Origin of the sequence: Pontibacillus yanchengensis Y32 (genome assembly GCF_000770635.1) — a bacterium.
Classification (GTDB): domain Bacteria; phylum Bacillota; class Bacilli; order Bacillales; family BH030062; genus Pontibacillus; species Pontibacillus yanchengensis.
This window is the reverse complement of record NZ_AVBF01000029.1, coordinates 1-17,270: the sequence shown is the minus strand read 5'-3', so window position 1 is coordinate 17,270 and position 17,270 is coordinate 1. Positions and strand designations below refer to the sequence as shown.

Annotated in this window: 32 protein-coding genes; all 32 read left to right on the top strand. The window is 41.4% G+C overall.

Annotated elements, in window-relative coordinates:
• Window positions 1–90: 90 nt before the first annotated feature.
• Complete coding sequence (tuf, locus tag N782_RS11435) at window positions 91–1,281, top strand: elongation factor Tu (protein ID WP_036819830.1); 1,191 nt, start codon at window positions 91–93, stop codon at window positions 1,279–1,281.
• Between the two features lie 976 nt (window positions 1,282–2,257).
• On the top strand, window positions 2,258–2,566 hold the full coding sequence (gene rpsJ / locus N782_RS11430) for a 30S ribosomal protein S10 (RefSeq protein WP_036819828.1): 309 nt from the start codon (window positions 2,258–2,260) through the stop codon (window positions 2,564–2,566).
• Window positions 2,567–2,596: 30 nt separating this feature from the next.
• A complete protein-coding gene (rplC, locus tag N782_RS11425; RefSeq protein ID WP_036819825.1) occupies window positions 2,597–3,226 on the top strand; it encodes a 50S ribosomal protein L3 in 630 nt (209 codons plus the stop codon).
• Window positions 3,227–3,251: 25 nt separating this feature from the next.
• Window positions 3,252–3,872: a 50S ribosomal protein L4 gene (gene rplD, locus N782_RS11420; RefSeq protein ID WP_036819822.1), complete on the top strand. Its 621-nt coding sequence runs from the start codon at window positions 3,252–3,254 to the stop codon at window positions 3,870–3,872.
• Window positions 3,872–4,162: a 50S ribosomal protein L23 gene (gene rplW, locus N782_RS11415; RefSeq protein ID WP_036819819.1), complete on the top strand. Its 291-nt coding sequence runs from the start codon at window positions 3,872–3,874 to the stop codon at window positions 4,160–4,162. Before rplD ends, rplW begins: the two co-directional genes overlap by 1 nt.
• A 34-nt stretch (window positions 4,163–4,196) precedes the next feature.
• Window positions 4,197–5,027, top strand: coding sequence for a 50S ribosomal protein L2 (gene rplB / locus N782_RS11410; RefSeq protein WP_036819815.1), 831 nt, complete (start codon window positions 4,197–4,199; stop codon window positions 5,025–5,027).
• Between the two features lie 54 nt (window positions 5,028–5,081).
• On the top strand, window positions 5,082–5,360 hold the full coding sequence (rpsS, locus tag N782_RS11405) for a 30S ribosomal protein S19 (protein ID WP_036819812.1): 279 nt from the start codon (window positions 5,082–5,084) through the stop codon (window positions 5,358–5,360).
• Window positions 5,361–5,379: 19 nt separating this feature from the next.
• Window positions 5,380–5,721 carry a 50S ribosomal protein L22 gene (gene rplV / locus N782_RS11400; protein ID WP_036819810.1) on the top strand — a complete coding sequence of 114 codons (342 nt, stop codon included), beginning with the start codon at window positions 5,380–5,382 and terminating at the stop codon, window positions 5,719–5,721.
• Between the two features lie 3 nt (window positions 5,722–5,724).
• Complete coding sequence (rpsC, locus tag N782_RS11395) at window positions 5,725–6,363, top strand: 30S ribosomal protein S3 (protein WP_036819808.1); 639 nt, start codon at window positions 5,725–5,727, stop codon at window positions 6,361–6,363.
• Window positions 6,364–6,381: 18 nt separating this feature from the next.
• A complete protein-coding gene (gene rplP, locus N782_RS11390; RefSeq protein WP_036819805.1) occupies window positions 6,382–6,816 on the top strand; it encodes a 50S ribosomal protein L16 in 435 nt (144 codons plus the stop codon).
• On the top strand, window positions 6,806–7,009 hold the full coding sequence (gene rpmC / locus N782_RS11385) for a 50S ribosomal protein L29 (RefSeq protein ID WP_036819803.1): 204 nt from the start codon (window positions 6,806–6,808) through the stop codon (window positions 7,007–7,009). Before rplP ends, rpmC begins: the two co-directional genes overlap by 11 nt.
• Window positions 7,010–7,029: 20 nt before the next feature.
• The gene (gene rpsQ, locus N782_RS11380; protein WP_036819800.1) at window positions 7,030–7,296 is read left to right on the top strand and encodes a 30S ribosomal protein S17; all 267 of its coding nucleotides are present in this window, start codon (window positions 7,030–7,032) and stop codon (window positions 7,294–7,296) included.
• A gap of 43 nt (window positions 7,297–7,339) precedes the next feature.
• Window positions 7,340–7,708 carry a 50S ribosomal protein L14 gene (gene rplN / locus N782_RS11375; protein ID WP_036819797.1) on the top strand — a complete coding sequence of 123 codons (369 nt, stop codon included), beginning with the start codon at window positions 7,340–7,342 and terminating at the stop codon, window positions 7,706–7,708.
• A gap of 37 nt (window positions 7,709–7,745) precedes the next feature.
• Entirely contained in the window at window positions 7,746–8,057 is a 312-nt protein-coding gene (gene rplX / locus N782_RS11370; protein ID WP_036819794.1) for a 50S ribosomal protein L24, read from the top strand.
• 26 nt (window positions 8,058–8,083) lie between these two features.
• The gene (rplE, locus tag N782_RS11365; protein ID WP_036819791.1) at window positions 8,084–8,623 is read left to right on the top strand and encodes a 50S ribosomal protein L5; all 540 of its coding nucleotides are present in this window, start codon (window positions 8,084–8,086) and stop codon (window positions 8,621–8,623) included.
• Between the two features lie 29 nt (window positions 8,624–8,652).
• Window positions 8,653–8,838 (top strand): type Z 30S ribosomal protein S14, encoded by a 186-nt coding sequence (locus N782_RS11360; RefSeq protein WP_036819790.1) that lies wholly within the window; start codon window positions 8,653–8,655, stop codon window positions 8,836–8,838.
• A gap of 29 nt (window positions 8,839–8,867) precedes the next feature.
• Window positions 8,868–9,266, top strand: coding sequence for a 30S ribosomal protein S8 (gene rpsH / locus N782_RS11355; protein ID WP_036819788.1), 399 nt, complete (start codon window positions 8,868–8,870; stop codon window positions 9,264–9,266).
• A gap of 30 nt (window positions 9,267–9,296) precedes the next feature.
• A complete protein-coding gene (gene rplF / locus N782_RS11350) occupies window positions 9,297–9,833 on the top strand; it encodes a 50S ribosomal protein L6 (protein WP_036819785.1) in 537 nt (178 codons plus the stop codon).
• Window positions 9,834–9,865: 32 nt separating this feature from the next.
• Window positions 9,866–10,228 carry a 50S ribosomal protein L18 gene (gene rplR, locus N782_RS11345; RefSeq protein WP_036819782.1) on the top strand — a complete coding sequence of 121 codons (363 nt, stop codon included), beginning with the start codon at window positions 9,866–9,868 and terminating at the stop codon, window positions 10,226–10,228.
• Window positions 10,229–10,250: 22 nt separating this feature from the next.
• Window positions 10,251–10,754: a 30S ribosomal protein S5 gene (rpsE, locus tag N782_RS11340; protein ID WP_036819779.1), complete on the top strand. Its 504-nt coding sequence runs from the start codon at window positions 10,251–10,253 to the stop codon at window positions 10,752–10,754.
• Between the two features lie 13 nt (window positions 10,755–10,767).
• Window positions 10,768–10,950 (top strand): 50S ribosomal protein L30, encoded by a 183-nt coding sequence (gene rpmD / locus N782_RS11335; protein WP_036819776.1) that lies wholly within the window; start codon window positions 10,768–10,770, stop codon window positions 10,948–10,950.
• 32 nt (window positions 10,951–10,982) lie between these two features.
• Window positions 10,983–11,423: a 50S ribosomal protein L15 gene (gene rplO / locus N782_RS11330; RefSeq protein WP_036819773.1), complete on the top strand. Its 441-nt coding sequence runs from the start codon at window positions 10,983–10,985 to the stop codon at window positions 11,421–11,423.
• Window positions 11,423–12,715: a preprotein translocase subunit SecY gene (gene secY, locus N782_RS11325; RefSeq protein WP_036819771.1), complete on the top strand. Its 1,293-nt coding sequence runs from the start codon at window positions 11,423–11,425 to the stop codon at window positions 12,713–12,715. Before rplO ends, secY begins: the two co-directional genes overlap by 1 nt.
• Window positions 12,716–12,749: 34 nt before the next feature.
• The gene (locus N782_RS11320) at window positions 12,750–13,400 is read left to right on the top strand and encodes an adenylate kinase (RefSeq protein WP_036819769.1); all 651 of its coding nucleotides are present in this window, start codon (window positions 12,750–12,752) and stop codon (window positions 13,398–13,400) included.
• Window positions 13,400–14,146 carry a type I methionyl aminopeptidase gene (gene map / locus N782_RS11315; protein WP_036819767.1) on the top strand — a complete coding sequence of 249 codons (747 nt, stop codon included), beginning with the start codon at window positions 13,400–13,402 and terminating at the stop codon, window positions 14,144–14,146. The genes N782_RS11320 and map overlap by 1 nt, the downstream gene beginning before the upstream one ends.
• A gap of 16 nt (window positions 14,147–14,162) precedes the next feature.
• Window positions 14,163–14,495, top strand: a complete 333-nt coding sequence (locus N782_RS11310; protein WP_036819764.1) for a KOW domain-containing RNA-binding protein — start codon at window positions 14,163–14,165, stop codon at window positions 14,493–14,495.
• Window positions 14,473–14,691, top strand: a complete 219-nt coding sequence (gene infA, locus N782_RS11305; RefSeq protein WP_036819761.1) for a translation initiation factor IF-1 — start codon at window positions 14,473–14,475, stop codon at window positions 14,689–14,691. The genes N782_RS11310 and infA overlap by 23 nt, the downstream gene beginning before the upstream one ends.
• Before the next feature lie 34 nt (window positions 14,692–14,725).
• Window positions 14,726–14,839 (top strand): 50S ribosomal protein L36, encoded by a 114-nt coding sequence (gene rpmJ, locus N782_RS11300; RefSeq protein ID WP_036819759.1) that lies wholly within the window; start codon window positions 14,726–14,728, stop codon window positions 14,837–14,839.
• A 23-nt stretch (window positions 14,840–14,862) separates the two neighbouring features.
• Window positions 14,863–15,228, top strand: a complete 366-nt coding sequence (gene rpsM / locus N782_RS11295) for a 30S ribosomal protein S13 (protein WP_036819757.1) — start codon at window positions 14,863–14,865, stop codon at window positions 15,226–15,228.
• 24 nt (window positions 15,229–15,252) lie between these two features.
• On the top strand, window positions 15,253–15,642 hold the full coding sequence (gene rpsK, locus N782_RS11290; protein WP_036819754.1) for a 30S ribosomal protein S11: 390 nt from the start codon (window positions 15,253–15,255) through the stop codon (window positions 15,640–15,642).
• 183 nt (window positions 15,643–15,825) lie between these two features.
• Entirely contained in the window at window positions 15,826–16,770 is a 945-nt protein-coding gene (locus N782_RS11285; RefSeq protein WP_036819751.1) for a DNA-directed RNA polymerase subunit alpha, read from the top strand.
• Window positions 16,771–16,816: 46 nt separating this feature from the next.
• The gene (rplQ, locus tag N782_RS11280; protein WP_036819747.1) at window positions 16,817–17,176 is read left to right on the top strand and encodes a 50S ribosomal protein L17; all 360 of its coding nucleotides are present in this window, start codon (window positions 16,817–16,819) and stop codon (window positions 17,174–17,176) included.
• Window positions 17,177–17,270: the final 94 nt, after the last annotated feature.

The following is a 17,270-nucleotide window of genomic DNA, read 5'->3' as shown; positions in this document are numbered from 1 at the left end:
GAATCGTGTGTGAACACCGTTTCGATTCTATGCCACAAATAAATTTAGTTTATAATTATAATTTTGCATATTTAAAGGAGGAAGTTTTCAATGGGTAAAGAAAAATTTGACCGTTCCAAGGCCCACGTCAATATTGGGACTATTGGACACGTTGACCATGGTAAAACTACATTAACTGCAGCAATCACTACATGCTTACACAACCGTTCTGGTTCAGGTACAGCAATGGCTTATGACCAAATCGATGGTGCTCCAGAAGAGCGCGAACGTGGAATCACAATCGCGACTGCACACGTTGAGTACGAAACGGATAACCGTCACTATGCACACGTTGACTGCCCAGGTCACGCTGACTATGTTAAAAACATGATCACTGGTGCAGCACAAATGGACGGTGCGATTCTAGTTGTTTCTGCAGCTGACGGACCAATGCCACAAACTCGTGAGCACATCCTACTTTCTCGTCAGGTTGGTGTACCTGCGATTGCAGTATTCCTTAACAAAACTGACATGGTAGACGACGAAGAACTTCTAGAGCTAGTTGAAATGGAAGTTCGCGATCTTCTATCTGAGTACGAATTCCCTGGCGATGACGTACCAGTTATAAAAGGTTCTGCTCTTAAAGCACTTGAAGGTGACGAAGAGTATGTTAACCGTATCTTTGAACTAATGGAAGCTGTTGATGAGTACATTCCAACTCCTGAACGTGACCACGACAAGCCATTCATGATGCCTATTGAGGACGTATTCTCAATCACAGGCCGTGGTACTGTTGCTACTGGTCGTGTTGAGCGTGGAACTATCAAAGTCGGTGACGACGTTGAAATCATCGGTATGGCAGAAGAAGCATTCAAGACTACTGTTACTGGTGTAGAAATGTTCCGTAAGCTTCTTGACTATGCAGAAGCTGGTGACAACATCGGTGCACTACTACGTGGTGTGAACCGTGACGACATCAACCGTGGACAAGTACTAGCTAAGCCTGGTACAATCACTCCACACCATAAGTACAAAGCTGAGGTTTATGTACTTTCTAAAGAAGAAGGTGGACGTCATACTCCATTCTTCAACAACTATCGCCCACAGTTCTACTTCCGTACAACAGACGTAACTGGCGTTATTCAGCTACCTGAAGGCGTTGAAATGGTTATGCCTGGTGACAACGTTGAAATGGATGTTGAGCTTATTTCCAAAATCGCTATCGAAGATGGTACTAAGTTCTCAATCCGTGAAGGCGGACGTACAGTAGGCGCTGGCGTTGTTTCTAAAATCGTTGAGTAACCTATTAAGATAATAAAAAGCAGTGAGCTTTCGAGCTCGCTGCTTTTTTTTATCGTCTAGCATAGTATAAACGGGTTAAGTTTGTGGTTAATTTTGATAAAGTGATGTGAGCACATCCAGCTCCAATGCCAAGTGAGTAGTAACTTCCTGCACCTCCTTACGATAATTCAACATCGGATTGCTTGCGCTTTTGTTCGTCTCTAGCGATCTTAATGCATCTGTATATATGAAAAAGTGATGTAACCATTTTTAACTCCACTTATGTGTTTTGCTCGTGCTCGCTTGAAAAGTAAAAATCATAAAGAATCAGGTTTAGGTAAGTGAGGGGTTTCATTCCGTTTATACGCTCTCGTGTTGAAAAATAACAATATATTGTTCTATGATTTTCGCAATTTAATGTTAATTTGAAATAAGGCTATTAAAATGGTTTACCATACCAAAAGTTATGGAATCTTTTTAATATAAGTGGTTCTTCTTTTCTTAGGGGGAGTATTTACAATCAACCGCATTTATAGTTTGCATTCGATAATGGCGATATTCTATATAGTCAGAGTTTATAAAGGGTTTCTTCTTAAACACAATATTTACGTAATTGTAAGTAAGACACAGTAAGTTATCATTAGAGAATATTTTATTCTTTTGAAATGATTTGAGAAGGAATACAAGTTAACACTTTATAATAGAAGAAACTCGATTTATAAGTCTAGACAAGAGAGAGCTAATAAAATTATATATATCCCTTGATTTCTGCCTATAGGATTTGTATAATATTAAAAGTGCGAATTCATACGGTAAATATTGAATTCACTCTTGCATATGGGCTGACTATTTATTATAATGAATAATGTTGGTCATAAAAGGCGATGAAGCGAAAGGTTGCTGACACACCCGGCCCCTTTGCCATGGCAGGGCGGTCAGGATAAATTTTCGCGGAGAATGTCTATTACTAAAATGGGCGAAAAAAGGAGGGAAAATAATGGCAAAAGAGAAAATCCGTATCCGTTTAAAGGCGTATGATCACCGTATTCTTGATCAATCCGCTGAAAAGATCGTAGACACAGCGAAGCGTTCCGGTGCTAATGTATCTGGTCCAATCCCGCTTCCAACAGATCGATCTATCTATACGATCCTACGTGCTACACATAAATTCAAAGATGCTCGTGAGCAATTTGAAATGCGTACGCATAAACGTTTGATTGACATTGTTAATCCAACACCACAAACGGTTGACTCACTAATGCGTTTAGATTTACCATCCGGAGTGGACATTGAAATTAAATTATAAATATTAAGAACGAAATAGGAGGTGTAACGGATGACGAAAGGAATCTTAGGTCGAAAAATTGGTATGACTCAGCTTTTCAATGACAACGGCGAGTTAACACCAGTAACTGTTATTCAAGCAGAACCAAACGTTGTTCTTCAAAAGAAAACAGTTGAAAATGATGGATATGAAGCAATCCAGTTAGGGTTCGCTGAAAAGCGCGTAAAGTTAGCTAATAAGCCTGACAAAGGTCATGTTGAAAAAGCTGAAGCAACTCCTAAGCGCTTCATTCGTGAATTCCGTGATACAAACCTTGAAGACTATGAAATGGGTCAAGAGGTTTCTGTAAACGTATTTGCAGCTGGAGACAAAATTGATGTTACTGGTACTTCTAAGGGCAAAGGTTTCCAAGGCGCAATCAAACGCCATAACCAATCCACTGGACCACTAACACACGGTTCTCGTTACCACCGTCGTCCAGGTACTATGGGTGACATTAACTCAATGCACGTATTCAAAGGTAAAAAACTACCTGGTCAAATGGGTGCTAGAACAGTAACAATCCAAAACCTTGAGGTTGTTAAAGTAGACGAAGAACGTAATCTTCTACTTGTTAAAGGTAATGTACCTGGCGCAAAGAAATCTTACGTTAAAATTACAGGCCCAAGCACGGTCCAATAATTACAAAACGAAGGGAGGATAAGTCATGCCTAAAGTAACACTTTATAACCAAAGCGGTTCTCAAGTTGGCGATGTAGAATTAGCTGATGCCGTTTTTGGTATTGAACCAAATGAACATGTTATGCATGAGACAGTATTGATGCAACGCGCTTCATTACGTCAAGGTACTCATGAAGTTAAAAACAGATCAGAAGTAAGTGGCGGAGGCAGCAAACCTTGGCGCCAAAAAGGAACAGGACGTGCTCGTCATGGTTCCATCCGTTCACCACAATGGGTAGGTGGTGGTACTGTATTTGGTCCTACACCACGCAGTTACAGCTACAAGCTACCTAAAAAAGTACGTCGTTTAGCTCTAAAGTCTGCTCTTTCTGAGAAAGCAGCAAGCAATGACCTTTTCGTTCTTGAGAGTCTTTCACTTGAAGCTCCAAAAACAAAAGAAGTTGCAAACCTACTAAACGGACTTAGTGCAAAAGAAGCTTTAATTGTTACAGTTGACCATGACGAAAATGTTGTACGTTCATCTAGCAACATTCCTGGTGTTAAAGCCGTAACACTTGAGCAGGTAAATGTACTAGACTTGCTAACGCATGACAAGCTGATTTTAACTAAAGAAGCAGCTGAAAAAGCAGGGGAGGTGCTTGCATAATGAAAGATCCACGTGATATTATTAAGCGCCCGATTATCACAGAGCAATCTGCTGATATAATGGAACAGAAAAAATACACGTTTGAAGTAGATGCAGATTCAAACAAAACTGAAATCAAAGAAGCTATTCAAACAATTTTTGATGTTAAAGTTGAAAAAGTTAACACAATGAACACTAAAGGTAAATTCAAGCGTATGGGTCGTTATGGAGGTTACCGTTCAGATAGTAAAAAAGCTATTGTAACGCTAACTGAAGATAGCCAAGACCTTGAATTCTTCGAAGGTGCATAATAAATAAACTTCAATAATAAAGGAGGGTAAACAGATGGCGATTAAAAAATATAGACCAACCACAAACGGTCGTCGGTTTATGTCAGGTTCTGATTTCAGCGAAATCACAACTGATCAACCAGAAAAGTCCTTGTTAACTCCACTTCATAACAAAGGTGGACGTAATAACCAAGGTCGTCTAACAGTTCGTCATCAAGGCGGAGGTCATAAGCGTCAATATCGTAAAATCGACTTCAATCGCGACAAAGATGGAATACCAGGCCGCGTTGCTAGCATCGAGTACGATCCGAACCGCTCCGCTAACATTGCATTAATCAACTATGTTGATGGTGAAAAGCGTTATATCCTTGCTCCTAAAGGCCTTAAAGTAGATACTACTATTATTGCTGGTGAGGAAGCGGACATCAAAGTAGGTAACGCTCTTCCGTTGAAAGATATTCCGGTAGGTACTACTATTCACAACATTGAGTTAAAGCCAGGTCATGGCGGGCAATTGGCTCGTTCTGCAGGTGCTCAAGCTCAAATCCTTGGTCGTGAAGGTAAATATACTCTAGTTCGCTTAACTTCAGGTGAAGTTCGCTTGATTCTTGGCACTTGCCGCGCAACTGTAGGTCAAGTTGGTAACTTAGAGCACGAACTTATCACTGTAGGTAAAGCTGGACGCTCTCGTTGGAAAGGTATCCGTCCGACTGTTCGTGGTTCTGTTATGAACCCAGTTGATCACCCACACGGTGGTGGTGAAGGACGCGCGCCAATCGGTCTTCCTTCTCCAATGTCTCCATGGGGTAAACCTACTCTTGGTAAGAAGACTCGTAAACGTAACAAAGATACTGATAAATATATCGTTCGTCGTCGTAAGAAATAATATGCTTGATAATAAGCAGTATTCTTATTGTCAAACACGAAGGGAGGTAAATTCATGGGACGTAGCCTAAAGAAAGGACCTTTCGTCGACGATCACTTGATGAAAAAAGTTGAAGCATTAAACGAAAACAACAAGCATCAGGTGATCAAAACTTGGTCTCGTCGTTCTACAATTTTCCCTAATTTTGTTGGACACACAATCGCAGTATATGATGGACGCAAACATGTACCTGTTTATGTTACAGAAGACATGGTAGGTCATAAACTTGGCGAATTCGCACCAACACGTACGTTTAAAGGCCATGGTGGCGATGACAAGAAAACAAAACGCTAAATGAGAGGAGGCACACAAGATGCAAGCCAAAGCCGTTGCGAAATCCGTTCGTATTGCTCCTCGTAAAGTTCGTTTGGTAATCAATTTAATTCGAGGAAAAAAGGTTGGCGAAGCGATTGCGGTATTACGTCATACACAACGCGGAGCTTCTCCAGAAGTTGAAAAAGTATTGAATTCTGCGATTGCAAACGCTGAGCATAACTATGAAATGGACCCAGAAAACCTAGTGATTTCTGAAGCGTTTGTAGACGAAGGTGTAACGTTGAAACGTTTCCGTCCTCGCGCAATGGGACGCGCAAGCCAAATCAACAAGCGCACTAGCCATATCACAGTAGTTGTATCAGAAAAGAAGGAGGGATAAGAAGTGGGTCAAAAAGTTAATCCAGTAGGTCTGCGTATTGGCGTTATTCGTGACTGGGAGTCAAAATGGTACTCCGGTAAAGATTATGCAGATTTACTACATGAAGACATTAAAATTCGTGAATATGTAGAAAATCGTCTTTCAGAAGCTGCTCTTTCTACAGTTGAAATCGAACGTGCTGCGAACCGCGTTAACATTTCCGTCCACACTGCTAAGCCAGGTATGGTAATTGGTAAAGGTGGTTCCGAAGTTGAAGCACTTCGTAAAGCTCTTAATGAACTTACTGGTAAAAGAGTTCACATCAACATCGTTGAAGTGAAAAAAGCTGACTTAGATGCAGCACTAGTTGCTGATAACATCGCAAAACAATTAGAAAATCGTGTTTCATTCCGTCGTGCACAAAAACAATCCATCCAACGCGCTATGCGTGCCGGTGCAAAAGGTATCAAAACCCAAGTATCTGGTCGTCTAGGCGGGGCTGACATTGCTCGTGCAGAACGCTATAGTGAAGGTACTGTACCACTTCACACACTTCGCGCTGACATCGATTATGGTACTGCAGAAGCAGACACCACTTACGGTAAGCTAGGAGTTAAAGTGTGGATCTATCGTGGAGAAGTCCTTCCATCTAAAAAGAACTAAGGAAGGGGGATAAGCATTATGTTAATGCCAAAACGTGTTAAATATCGTAAGCAACATCGCGACAGCTTAGGTGGCCGTGCAAAAGGCGGTACTACTGTAGCTTTCGGTGAATTTGGACTACAAGCTGTAGAACCAGCTCGAATCACAAGCCGTCAAATCGAGGCAGCACGTATTGCTATGACTCGTTACATGAAACGTGGCGGTAAAGTATGGATTAAGATTTTCCCAGACAAACCTTATACAGCTAAACCTCTAGAGGTACGCATGGGTTCCGGTAAAGGTGCTCCTGAAGGCTGGGTAGCAGTTGTGAAACCAGGTAAGATCATGTTTGAAATCGCTGGTGTATCTGAAGAAGTTGCACGCGAAGCATTGCGTCTTGCTTCTCACAAACTACCGATTAAGACGAAGTTTGTAAAACGTGAAGAAATTGGTGGTGAGATCAATGAAGGCTAATGAAATTAGAGAACTAACCACTGCCGAAATTGAACAAAAAGTTAAATCTCTTAAAGAAGAGCTTTTCAACTTACGCTTCCAACTAGCAACAGGCCAGTTGGAAAACACAGCGCGCATCCGTCAGGTTCGTAAATCAATCGCGCGTATGAAAACCGTTGTTCGTGAACGTGAAGTAGGCGTAAATAATAGATAAACGAGAGGAGGTTAGCCTCGATGACTGAAGAGCGTAATAATCGTAAAGTTTATGTTGGCCGTGTCGTTTCAGATAAAATGGATAAGACGATTACCGTTTTAGTTGAGACTTATAAGTTCCACCAACTTTATGGTAAACGTGTTAAATACTCTAAGAAGTTTAAAACACATGATGAGCAGAACTCAGCGAAAGTCGGCGATGTTGTACGTATCATGGAAACTCGTCCTCTTTCAGCAAGCAAACGTTTCCGTTTAGTAGAAATCGTTGAAGAATCAGTAATTATCTAATAGAGATCGCTCGGAATGAATGCCGAAGGGAGGTAACACCTGTATGATTCAACAAGAAAGCACGTTAAAAGTTGCAGACAACTCTGGTGCACGTGAAGTGAAAACCATTAAAGTTCTAGGCGGTTCAGGCCGTAAAACTGCAAACATTGGCGATGTAATTGTGTGCTCAGTGAAACAAGCAACACCAGGTGGCGTTGTCAAAAAGAACGAAGTAGTACGTGCTGTTATCGTTCGTTCTAAAACTGGAGCTCGCCGTAAAGACGGTTCTTACATCCGCTTTGACGAAAATGCTGCGGTAATTATCAAAGACGATAAAGGCCCACGTGGTACTCGTATTTTCGGACCTGTTGCTCGTGAACTTCGTGAACACAAATTTATGAAGATCGTATCACTAGCTCCAGAAGTATTATAGTCAAGAATTTTTTGCCTTGTAAGGAGGTGCCACAAGCATGCACGTAAAAAAAGGTGACAAAGTCATGGTGATCACTGGTAAGGATAAAGGCAAAGAAGCTACGATTCTTGAAGCTTATCCTAAAAAAGAGCGTGTCCTTGTAGAAGGCGTGAATGTTATTAAAAAACATGCTAAGCCGTCTCAAGACAACCCTCAGGGCGGGATCCTTAGCCAGGAAGCACCAATCCATGTATCGAACGTATTACCAATTGATCCGAAAACTGGCGAACCAACTCGCGTTAGCTATGAAGAGCGCGACGGGAACAAAGTTCGTATCGCTAAAAAATCCGGTGAAGCGTTAGATAAATAACTTAGCGACGAAAGGAGGGCTACCCGATGAACGAACTTATGAAACAATATAAAGAGGAAGTTATTCCGTCTTTACAGAGCAAATTCGATTATGAATCAGTAATGCAGGTACCGAAGGTTGAAAAAATCATCATCAACATGGGTGTTGGTGACGCGGTGCAAAACGCAAAGGCATTAGACAACGCTGTTGAGGAGTTAACATTGATCTCTGGTCAAAAACCTTTAATTACTAAGGCTAAAAAATCAATCGCAGGTTTCCGTCTACGTGAAGGAATGCCTATTGGTGCAAAAGTAACCCTTCGTGGTGAGCGCATGTATGAGTTTCTACAAAAACTAATTGCAGTATCTCTACCACGTGTTCGTGACTTCCGTGGAATTTCCAAAAAAGCCTTCGATGGCCGTGGAAACTACACTCTTGGAGTTAAAGAACAGTTGATTTTCCCAGAGATTAATTATGATAAAGTTAACAAAGTACGCGGTATGGATATCGTTATTGTAACTACAGCTAATAATGACGAAGAAGCACGCGAATTATTAACTCAATTCGGTATGCCTTTCCAAAAATAAGCTATTAAGCTTTAAAAGGAGGGAAAATAGTGGCTAAAAAATCAATGATCGTGAAACAACAAAGACCTCAAAAGTATAAAGTCCGTGAGTACACACGTTGCGAACGTTGTGGACGTCCACACTCAGTGCTACGAGATTTTAAACTTTGCCGTATTTGTTTCCGTGAACTTGCATATAAAGGTCAAATTCCTGGAGTCAAAAAAGCAAGCTGGTAATCCCACATTAGGGAAGGAGGTAAACACTAATGGTCATGACAGATCCAATTGCAGATATGCTAACTCGTATTCGTAATGCAAACATGGTACGTCACGAGAAACTTGAGCTTCCTGCTTCAAAGCTTAAAAAGGAAGTTGCTGACATCCTTAAGCGTGAAGGTTTCGTACGTGATTACGAATTCGTTGAAGATAATAAACAAGGAATCATACGCATTTTTCTTAAATACGGTGCGAACAATGAGCGTGTTATTACTGGACTTAAACGTATCAGTAAGCCAGGGCTTCGTGTTTATGCAAAAGCGGATGAAATCCCTCGTGTGTTAAACGGTCTTGGAATAGCAGTCGTTTCTACTTCACATGGTGTACTAACAGACAAAGAAGCACGTCAACAAGCTATCGGCGGCGAAGTGCTTGCTTACGTTTGGTAATATATTTCTATAAATGAGGAGGTGCATAGAATGTCTCGTGTAGGATTAAAACATTTACACATCCCAGAAGGTGTTGAAATTAATATTGAGGGGAACGATGTAAGAGTTAAGGGCCCTAAAGGCGAACTAACTCGCACATTACACCCTGAAATGACAGTTAAGATCGAAGACAACGTTCTAACAGTTGAACGTCCATCTGACAACAAAGAGCACCGTTCCTTACATGGTACTACTCGTAGCCTTATTGGAAACATGGTTGAAGGTGTTTCTAAAGGATTCGAAAAAAGCCTTGAAATCCAAGGTGTTGGTTACCGTGCAATGAAACAAGGTGACAAGGTTGTAGTGAACGCTGGTTACTCTCATCCAGTTGAGATTGAAAACCGCGAAGGCATCGAGCTTGAAGTTCCGTCCCAGGCTAAGATTACTGTAAAAGGTATCGACAAAGAGCTAGTTGGCGCGGTAGCTGCAAACATCCGATCCATTCGCCCACCTGAACCTTACAAAGGAAAAGGTATTCGTTACGAAGGTGAAAATGTACGTCGTAAAGAAGGTAAGACTGCTAAATAAGGTTCGATAGGGAACAGAAAGGAGTGACCTAGATGATCACAAAAGCTGATAAAAATGCGGTACGTAAGAAAAGACATTCTCGCGTACGTAAAAAAGTAGCTGGTACTCCGGAACGTCCACGTCTTAACGTTTATCGTTCAAACAAACACATCTATGCACAACTTATCGATGATGTGAATGGTGTAACAGTATCAAGCGCTTCTACAGTTGAAAATGATTTAAATCTAGAGAATACTGGTAACGTAGAAGCAGCAGCTAAGATTGGTGAATTAGTTGCAAAGCGTGCGCAAGACAATGGTTTCAAAACAATTGTTTTTGACCGTGGTGGTTATCTATATCACGGACGTGTGAAAGCTTTAGCTGACGCTGCTCGCGAAGCTGGTCTAGAATTTTAATAGTAAAAGGAGGGACATACACATGCGTATTAGCGTTGATCCAAGTAAATTAGATCTTGAAGAACGCGTTGTTACGGTCAATCGTGTAGCAAAGGTTGTTAAAGGTGGACGCCGTTTCCGTTTTGCTGCATTGGTTGTAATTGGAGATAAAAATGGTCATGTTGGCTTTGGTACAGGTAAAGCTCTAGAAGTACCAGAAGCAATTCGTAAGGCAATTGAAGATGCGAAGAAAAATCTAATTGAAGTACCAAGAGTTGGTACTACGATCCCACATGAAATCGTTGGACGTTTTGGTGCTGGTAACATCCTTATGAAACCAGCGGCAAAAGGTACAGGAGTTATCGCTGGTGGACCTGTTCGTGCCGTGCTTGAACTTGCAGGTGTAGGTGATATTCTTACTAAGTCATTAGGATCTAACACACCAATTAACATGGTACGTGCAACTCTAAACGGACTTGACGAATTGAAGCGTGCAGAAGACGTAGCAAAACTTCGTGGAAAGTCTGTAGAAGAACTGTTAGGATAAGGAGGGAAATGACATGTCTAAAAAATTAGAAATTACCCTCACGCGCAGTGTAATTGGCAGACCAGAAGGGCAACGTTCTACTGTAAAAGCTCTTGGTCTTAACAAAATTAATCAAACCGTTGTTCACGATGATACACCAGCTGTACGCGGTATGGCTGATAAGATATCTCACTTAGTAACGGTTAAAGAAGCTTAATAAGCGTAAAGCGTAAAAGAGGAGGTGCTCGAATGAAACTTCATGAATTGAAGGCAGTAAAAGGTACTCGTAAAGAACGTAACCGCGTAGGTCGTGGCATGTCTTCAGGTAATGGTAAAACCTCTGGCCGTGGTCATAAAGGGCAAAAAGCTCGTGCTGGCGGCGGTGTGCGTCCAGGTTTCGAAGGTGGTCAAATGCCTTTATTCCAACGCCTACCAAAACGTGGTTTTACAAACATTCACCGTAAAGAGTACGCAGTAGTGAACCTTGAAGCATTAAATCGTTTTGAAGATGGTACAGAAGTCACTCCTGAGCTTTTACTTGAAACAGGCGTGGTTAGCAAACTTGAATCAGGTGTAAAGATTCTTGGAAAAGGTAACATTGTTAAAAAACTAAACGTAAAAGCTCATAAGTTCTCTGCTTCAGCGAAGGAAGCAATAGAAGCAGCGGGCGGTCAAACTGAGGTGATCTAATGTTCCAGACAATCTCCAATTTTATGCGCGTGGGTGATATTCGACGGAAGATCTTCTTCACACTTGCTATGTTAATCATCTTCCGACTTGGAACGTTTATTCCTGTTCCATTCACCAATAAAGAAGCCATTAACTTTATGAATGAAAATAACGTTTTTGGTTTCTTAAACACATTCGGAGGTGGGGCATTGAAACAATTCTCCATCTTTGCAATGGGAATTATGCCTTACATTACGGCATCCATTATCATGCAGTTATTGCAAATGGACGTCGTACCGAAATTTGCTGAATGGAAGAAGCAAGGTGAAGTTGGACGTCGTAAATTAGCTCAGTTTACTCGTTACGCAACGGTTGTTCTTGCTTTTATCCAAGCAATTGGAATGTCAATTGGCTTTAACACATTAACTCAAGGCCAGTTGATTGCTGATCCAGGTGTTGCTAAATTCTTAGTAATTGCTGTGGTTCTAACAAGTGGAACAGCCTTTTTAATGTGGTTAGGTGAACAAATCACTGCCCACGGCGTAGGAAACGGGATTTCAATTCTAATTTTTGCAGGAATTGCGGCTGGTATCCCTGGTGGTGTAAACCAGCTATATGAGAAGTATATTGCGGATGCTGGCGAGCAGTTATTTATAAATTTAGTTATTGTAGCATTAATTGCATTGGTTACGGTCGCGATAGTTGTTGGTGTTATTTTCATTCAACAAGCATTGCGTAAAATTCCTATCCAATATGCAAAACGTTTGGTTAACCGTTCACCTGTTGGTGGACACTCTACCCACTTACCAATTAAGGTAAACGCGGCAGGGGTAATTCCAGTAATCTTTGCAATTTCCTTCATCATTGCACCACGTACTGTGGCTGGCTTCTTTGGTGATAATGAAATTGCAAGTACCATCCAGTATATTTTTGATTATCAAAACTGGCCTGGAATGATTATTTATGTAGGTCTAATCATAGCATTCACCTATTTCTATACATTTGTTCAAGTTAACCCTGAACAAATGGCAGAGAACCTGAAGAAACAAGGTGGCTACATTCCTGGTATCCGTCCAGGAAAGAACACTGAAACGTATTTGACTCGTGTCTTGTACCGTTTAACATTTGTAGGATCGCTGTTCTTGGCACTTATCGCTATTATGCCTGTTGTGCTTGGAGGACTAGTAGGACTACCGCAAAGTGTACAAATCGGAGGTACAGGTCTACTAATCGTAGTAGGTGTAGCTTTAGAAACAATGAAACAATTAGAGAGCCAACTAGTGAAACGTCACTATAAAGGCTTCATTAAATAAGATTGTACTAACCAATGAGAGCGAGGGGAACATTTTGAACTTAATCTTAATGGGTCCTCCCGGGGCCGGAAAAGGCACCCAGGCGGAAAAAATCGTTGAAAAGTATGAAATCCCTCATATCTCAACAGGAGATATGTTCCGTTCTGCGATCAAAGAAGGAACACAGCTAGGAAATAAGGCGAAATCCTTTATGGATGCTGGCGAACTTGTACCTGATGAAGTAACAATAGGTATAGTTCGCGAACGCCTTGCCAAAGATGATTGTAAGAATGGCTTTTTGCTTGATGGGTTCCCAAGAACCATTGCTCAGGCAGAAGCGCTAGAAAACTTATTAACTGATTTAGGTACAACACTTGATTATGTCCTTCATATCGATGTTGATACTGAACACCTTGTGGAGCGCTTAACAGGCCGTCGCATATGCCCGACATGTGGAGCAACGTATCATGTAAAATATAACCCTCCTAAAGTGGAAGGGAAATGTGATCATGATGGTTCCGAATTGATTCAACGCGATGATGACAAGCCAGAAACGGTTCGCAAGCGCTTGGAAGTCAATCTACAAAACACAAAACCTCTCTTAGACTTCTATGAGGATAAGGGATATCTCGTTACCATTGATGGTGACCAAGACATTGATAAAGTATTCCATGATATCGATGAAAAGCTCGGAGGCTTATCTTAATGATAATTACAAAAACACCACGCGAAATTGAAATCATGCGTCACGCAGGAAAAATCGTTGCATTGACGCACCAAGAATTGCAAAAGCATATAAAACCAGGTATTACAACGCAGCAATTAGATGATATAGCAGATAAATTCATTCGTGATATGGATGCAATTCCTTCTTTTAAAGGTTATAATGGGTTCCGTGGTAGTATTTGTACTTCGGTCAATGAAGAGCTGGTACATGGTATTCCAGGAGATCGCACGCTGAATAATGGTGACATTATCTCCATTGATATTGGTGCTAAATACAAAGGGTATCATGGAGATTCAGCCTGGACATATCCAGTAGGTGAAATTGATGAAGAAACGCAGGAATTGCTTGATGTCACAGAAGAATGCTTATTCAAAGGGCTAAACGAAGCAAAACCAGCTGTTCGATTATCAAACATCTCCCATGCGATTCAATCATTTGTAGAGCCAAAAGGCTTTTCGATTGTACGGGAATATGTCGGTCATGGTGTAGGTCAAGAGCTACATGAAGACCCACAGATTCCACATTTCGGACCGCCAAATAAAGGCCCTCGTTTGAAGCCTGGAATGGTCTTAGCCGTAGAACCAATGGTCAATGCAGGTGAGCGTTATGTGAAAACACTTGATGACAATTGGACGGTTGTTACAGAAGATGGTAAAATGTGCGCTCACTTTGAGCACACCATTGCCATAACGGATGAAGGTTTTGAGATTTTAACAAAAGCCTAAGTGAAGGTGATCGTTGTTGAACGAAGCGGAGTCGAGTCCACGAATAGGTCAAATTGTTCGTGTCTTGCAAGGGCGAGAGGTAGAACAATATATGATTATCATCGGAGTAGTTGATAATCGTTTTGTGCTGCTAGCGGATGGGGAGAAAAGAAAGTATGATCGTCCTAAGAAAAAGAACGTTCATCACATTAAATTAATGGACTATATATCCCCAGAAGTCCAAAACAGCCTTCTAGAAACTGGTCGCGTAACGAATGGCAAACTACGATTTGCCTTATCAAAATTTGTAAATGAAGCAGTGACTGATTTAAAGGAGGATCAACTCGATGGCGAAAGAAGATGTAATTGAAGTTGAAGGTACCGTTGTTGACACGTTGCCCAATGCAACGTTTAAAGTGGAGTTAGAAAACGGTCATACAGTGCTAGCCCATGTTTCCGGTAAAATACGTATGCATTACATTCGCATTTTGCCTGGAGATAAAGTGACGGTTGAACTTTCTCCTTATGATTTAAGTAGAGGACGTATTACCTACCGCTATAAGTAGCGTGAAATACTCCGTCTAAAAGGAGGTATGGATGATGAAGGTAAGAGCATCTGTTAAACCAATTTGCGAAAAATGCAAAGTTGTCCGTCGTAAAGGTAAAGTAATGGTTATTTGCGATAACCCTAAGCATAAACAAAAACAAGGATAATATTGAAGGAGGTGCACTGCTGAATGGCACGTGTTGCAGGTATAGACATTCCACGTGACAAGCGTGTAGTCATTTCATTAACCTATGTGTATGGAATCGGCCATACTACAGCGAAAGAAATCGTAGCTGAAGCTGGCGTTGCAGAAGATACACGCGTTCGTGATCTTACTGAAGATGAACTAGCTCAGATCCGTAAAGCTGTAGAGGGTTATAACGTTGAAGGTGATCTTCGCCGTGAAAACTCTCTAGACATTAAACGTTTAATTGAGATTGGCTCGTATCGTGGAGTTCGTCACCGTCGTGGTCTTCCACTTCGCGGACAAAAAACGAAGAACAACTCTCGTACACGTAAAGGTCCACGTCGTACGATCGCTAATAAGAAAAAATAAGGCAAAGGAGGTAAGTGAAACTCTATGGCTCGTAAAACAAACGTACGTAAAAAACGCGTGAAAAAGAATATAGAATCTGGTGTCGCGCACATTCGTTCTACTTTTAACAATACCATTGTTTCGATCACTGATGTTCAAGGTAATGTGATTAGCTGGGCTAGTTCAGGATCCCTTGGTTTCAAAGGCTCTCGTAAATCTACTCCTTTCGCAGCACAAATGGCAGCGGAAGCAGCAGCTAAAGCATCTCAAGAACACGGTATGAAAAGTCTAGAAGTAACTGTAAAAGGCCCAGGAGCTGGTCGTGAAGCGGCTATTCGTTCCCTACAAGCAGCAGGCCTTGAAGTTACAGCCATTCGTGATGTTACCCCAGTACCACACAATGGTTGCCGCCCGCCAAAACGTCGTCGTGTATAATTTGTTTGTATAGAATTTGTCACCCTGTCTATAATGGGTTATGATAGCTATTAAACAGCATTGCACAAGACAAAAGATTGATAATATAAAAGATGTGCAAAAACGGGGACTGCCTACCTGAGGAATTTCGGTTAGACTAAAGTCTAACCGGGGTTTCGACGTTTTGAAGGAGGGTTAAATTTAATGATCGAAATTGAAAAGCCAAAAATTGAAACGGTTGAGATCAGCGATGATGCCACATTTGGAAAGTTCGTCGTCGAACCGCTTGAACGTGGGTATGGTACAACACTAGGAAACTCCTTGCGTCGTATCCTATTATCCTCACTTCCTGGCGCTGCTGTAACATCAGTACAGATGGATGGAGCTCTTCATGAGTTCTCAACAATCGATGGTGTAGTTGAAGATGTTACAACAATCGTGATTAATCTTAAGAAACTAGCTCTGAAGATTTTTTCTGAAGAAACGAAAACGTTAGAGATTGATGTGCAGGGAGAAGGATCTGTTACGGCAGCAGACATCACGCATGATAGCGATGTTGAGATTTTGAATCCTGAAATCCACATTGCAACACTCCAAACGAACGCTAGTTTACGCATGCGAATCACTGCTGAAAAAGGACGTGGGTATCGTCCTGCAGAAGCAAACAACCATGATGATCAGCCAATCGGCGTCATTCCAGTTGATTCCATTTTCACTCCAATCTCACGTGTAACCTACCAAGTGGAAAACACTCGCGTAGGTCAGGTGACAAATTTTGATAAGCTAACGTTAGACGTATGGACTGACGGAAGCATTCGACCAGAAGAAGCAGTATCATTAGGTGCCAAGATTTATATGGAACACCTAAATATTTTTGTTGGACTAACCGACGAAGCCCAAAAAGCAGAAATTATGGTGGAAAAAGAAGAGGACCAGAAAGAAAAGGTTCTTGAAATGACCATCGAAGAACTTGACTTATCCGTTCGTTCTTACAACTGCCTAAAGCGCGCTGGAATTAACACAGTTCAAGAGCTTGCTCAAAAGTCTGAAGAGGATATGATGAAGGTTCGTAACCTTGGACGTAAATCTCTTGAGGAAGTTAAGCATAAGCTTGAAGAACTTGGCTTAGGCTTGCGCAAAGACGACTAGGATAAAGTCGCTGATATAGAGATACTCTGTAAAGGAGGGAACTGACATGGCTAGAAAATTAGGTCGCACAACTGACGTACGTATGGCATTACTACGCAATCTTGCCACTGACCTTATTGTTCATGAGCGCCTTGAAACAACAGAAGCGAAAGCGAAAGAAGTTCAGTCTGTTGTTGAAAAGATGATCACGCTTGGTAAACGTGGCGATTTGCATGCCCGTCGTCAAGCAGAATCATTCTTATATAACGAAAAAGCCGACGAAGATAGCACTGAAACAGCACTTCAAAAGCTATTCTCAGACATCGCTCCACGTTATGAGGACCGCCAAGGCGGATACACTCGCATCATGAAGCTTGGTGCACGTAAAGGTGACGGTGCAAAAACAGCGATTATCGAATTCGTATAATCCTTGTTAGGAAAAGGGCAGGATGAAATCTCTTCCGAGGTTACTCCCAGCCCTTTTTTTATACGTAAAGAAAGTATAAATTTCTGACGTTTAA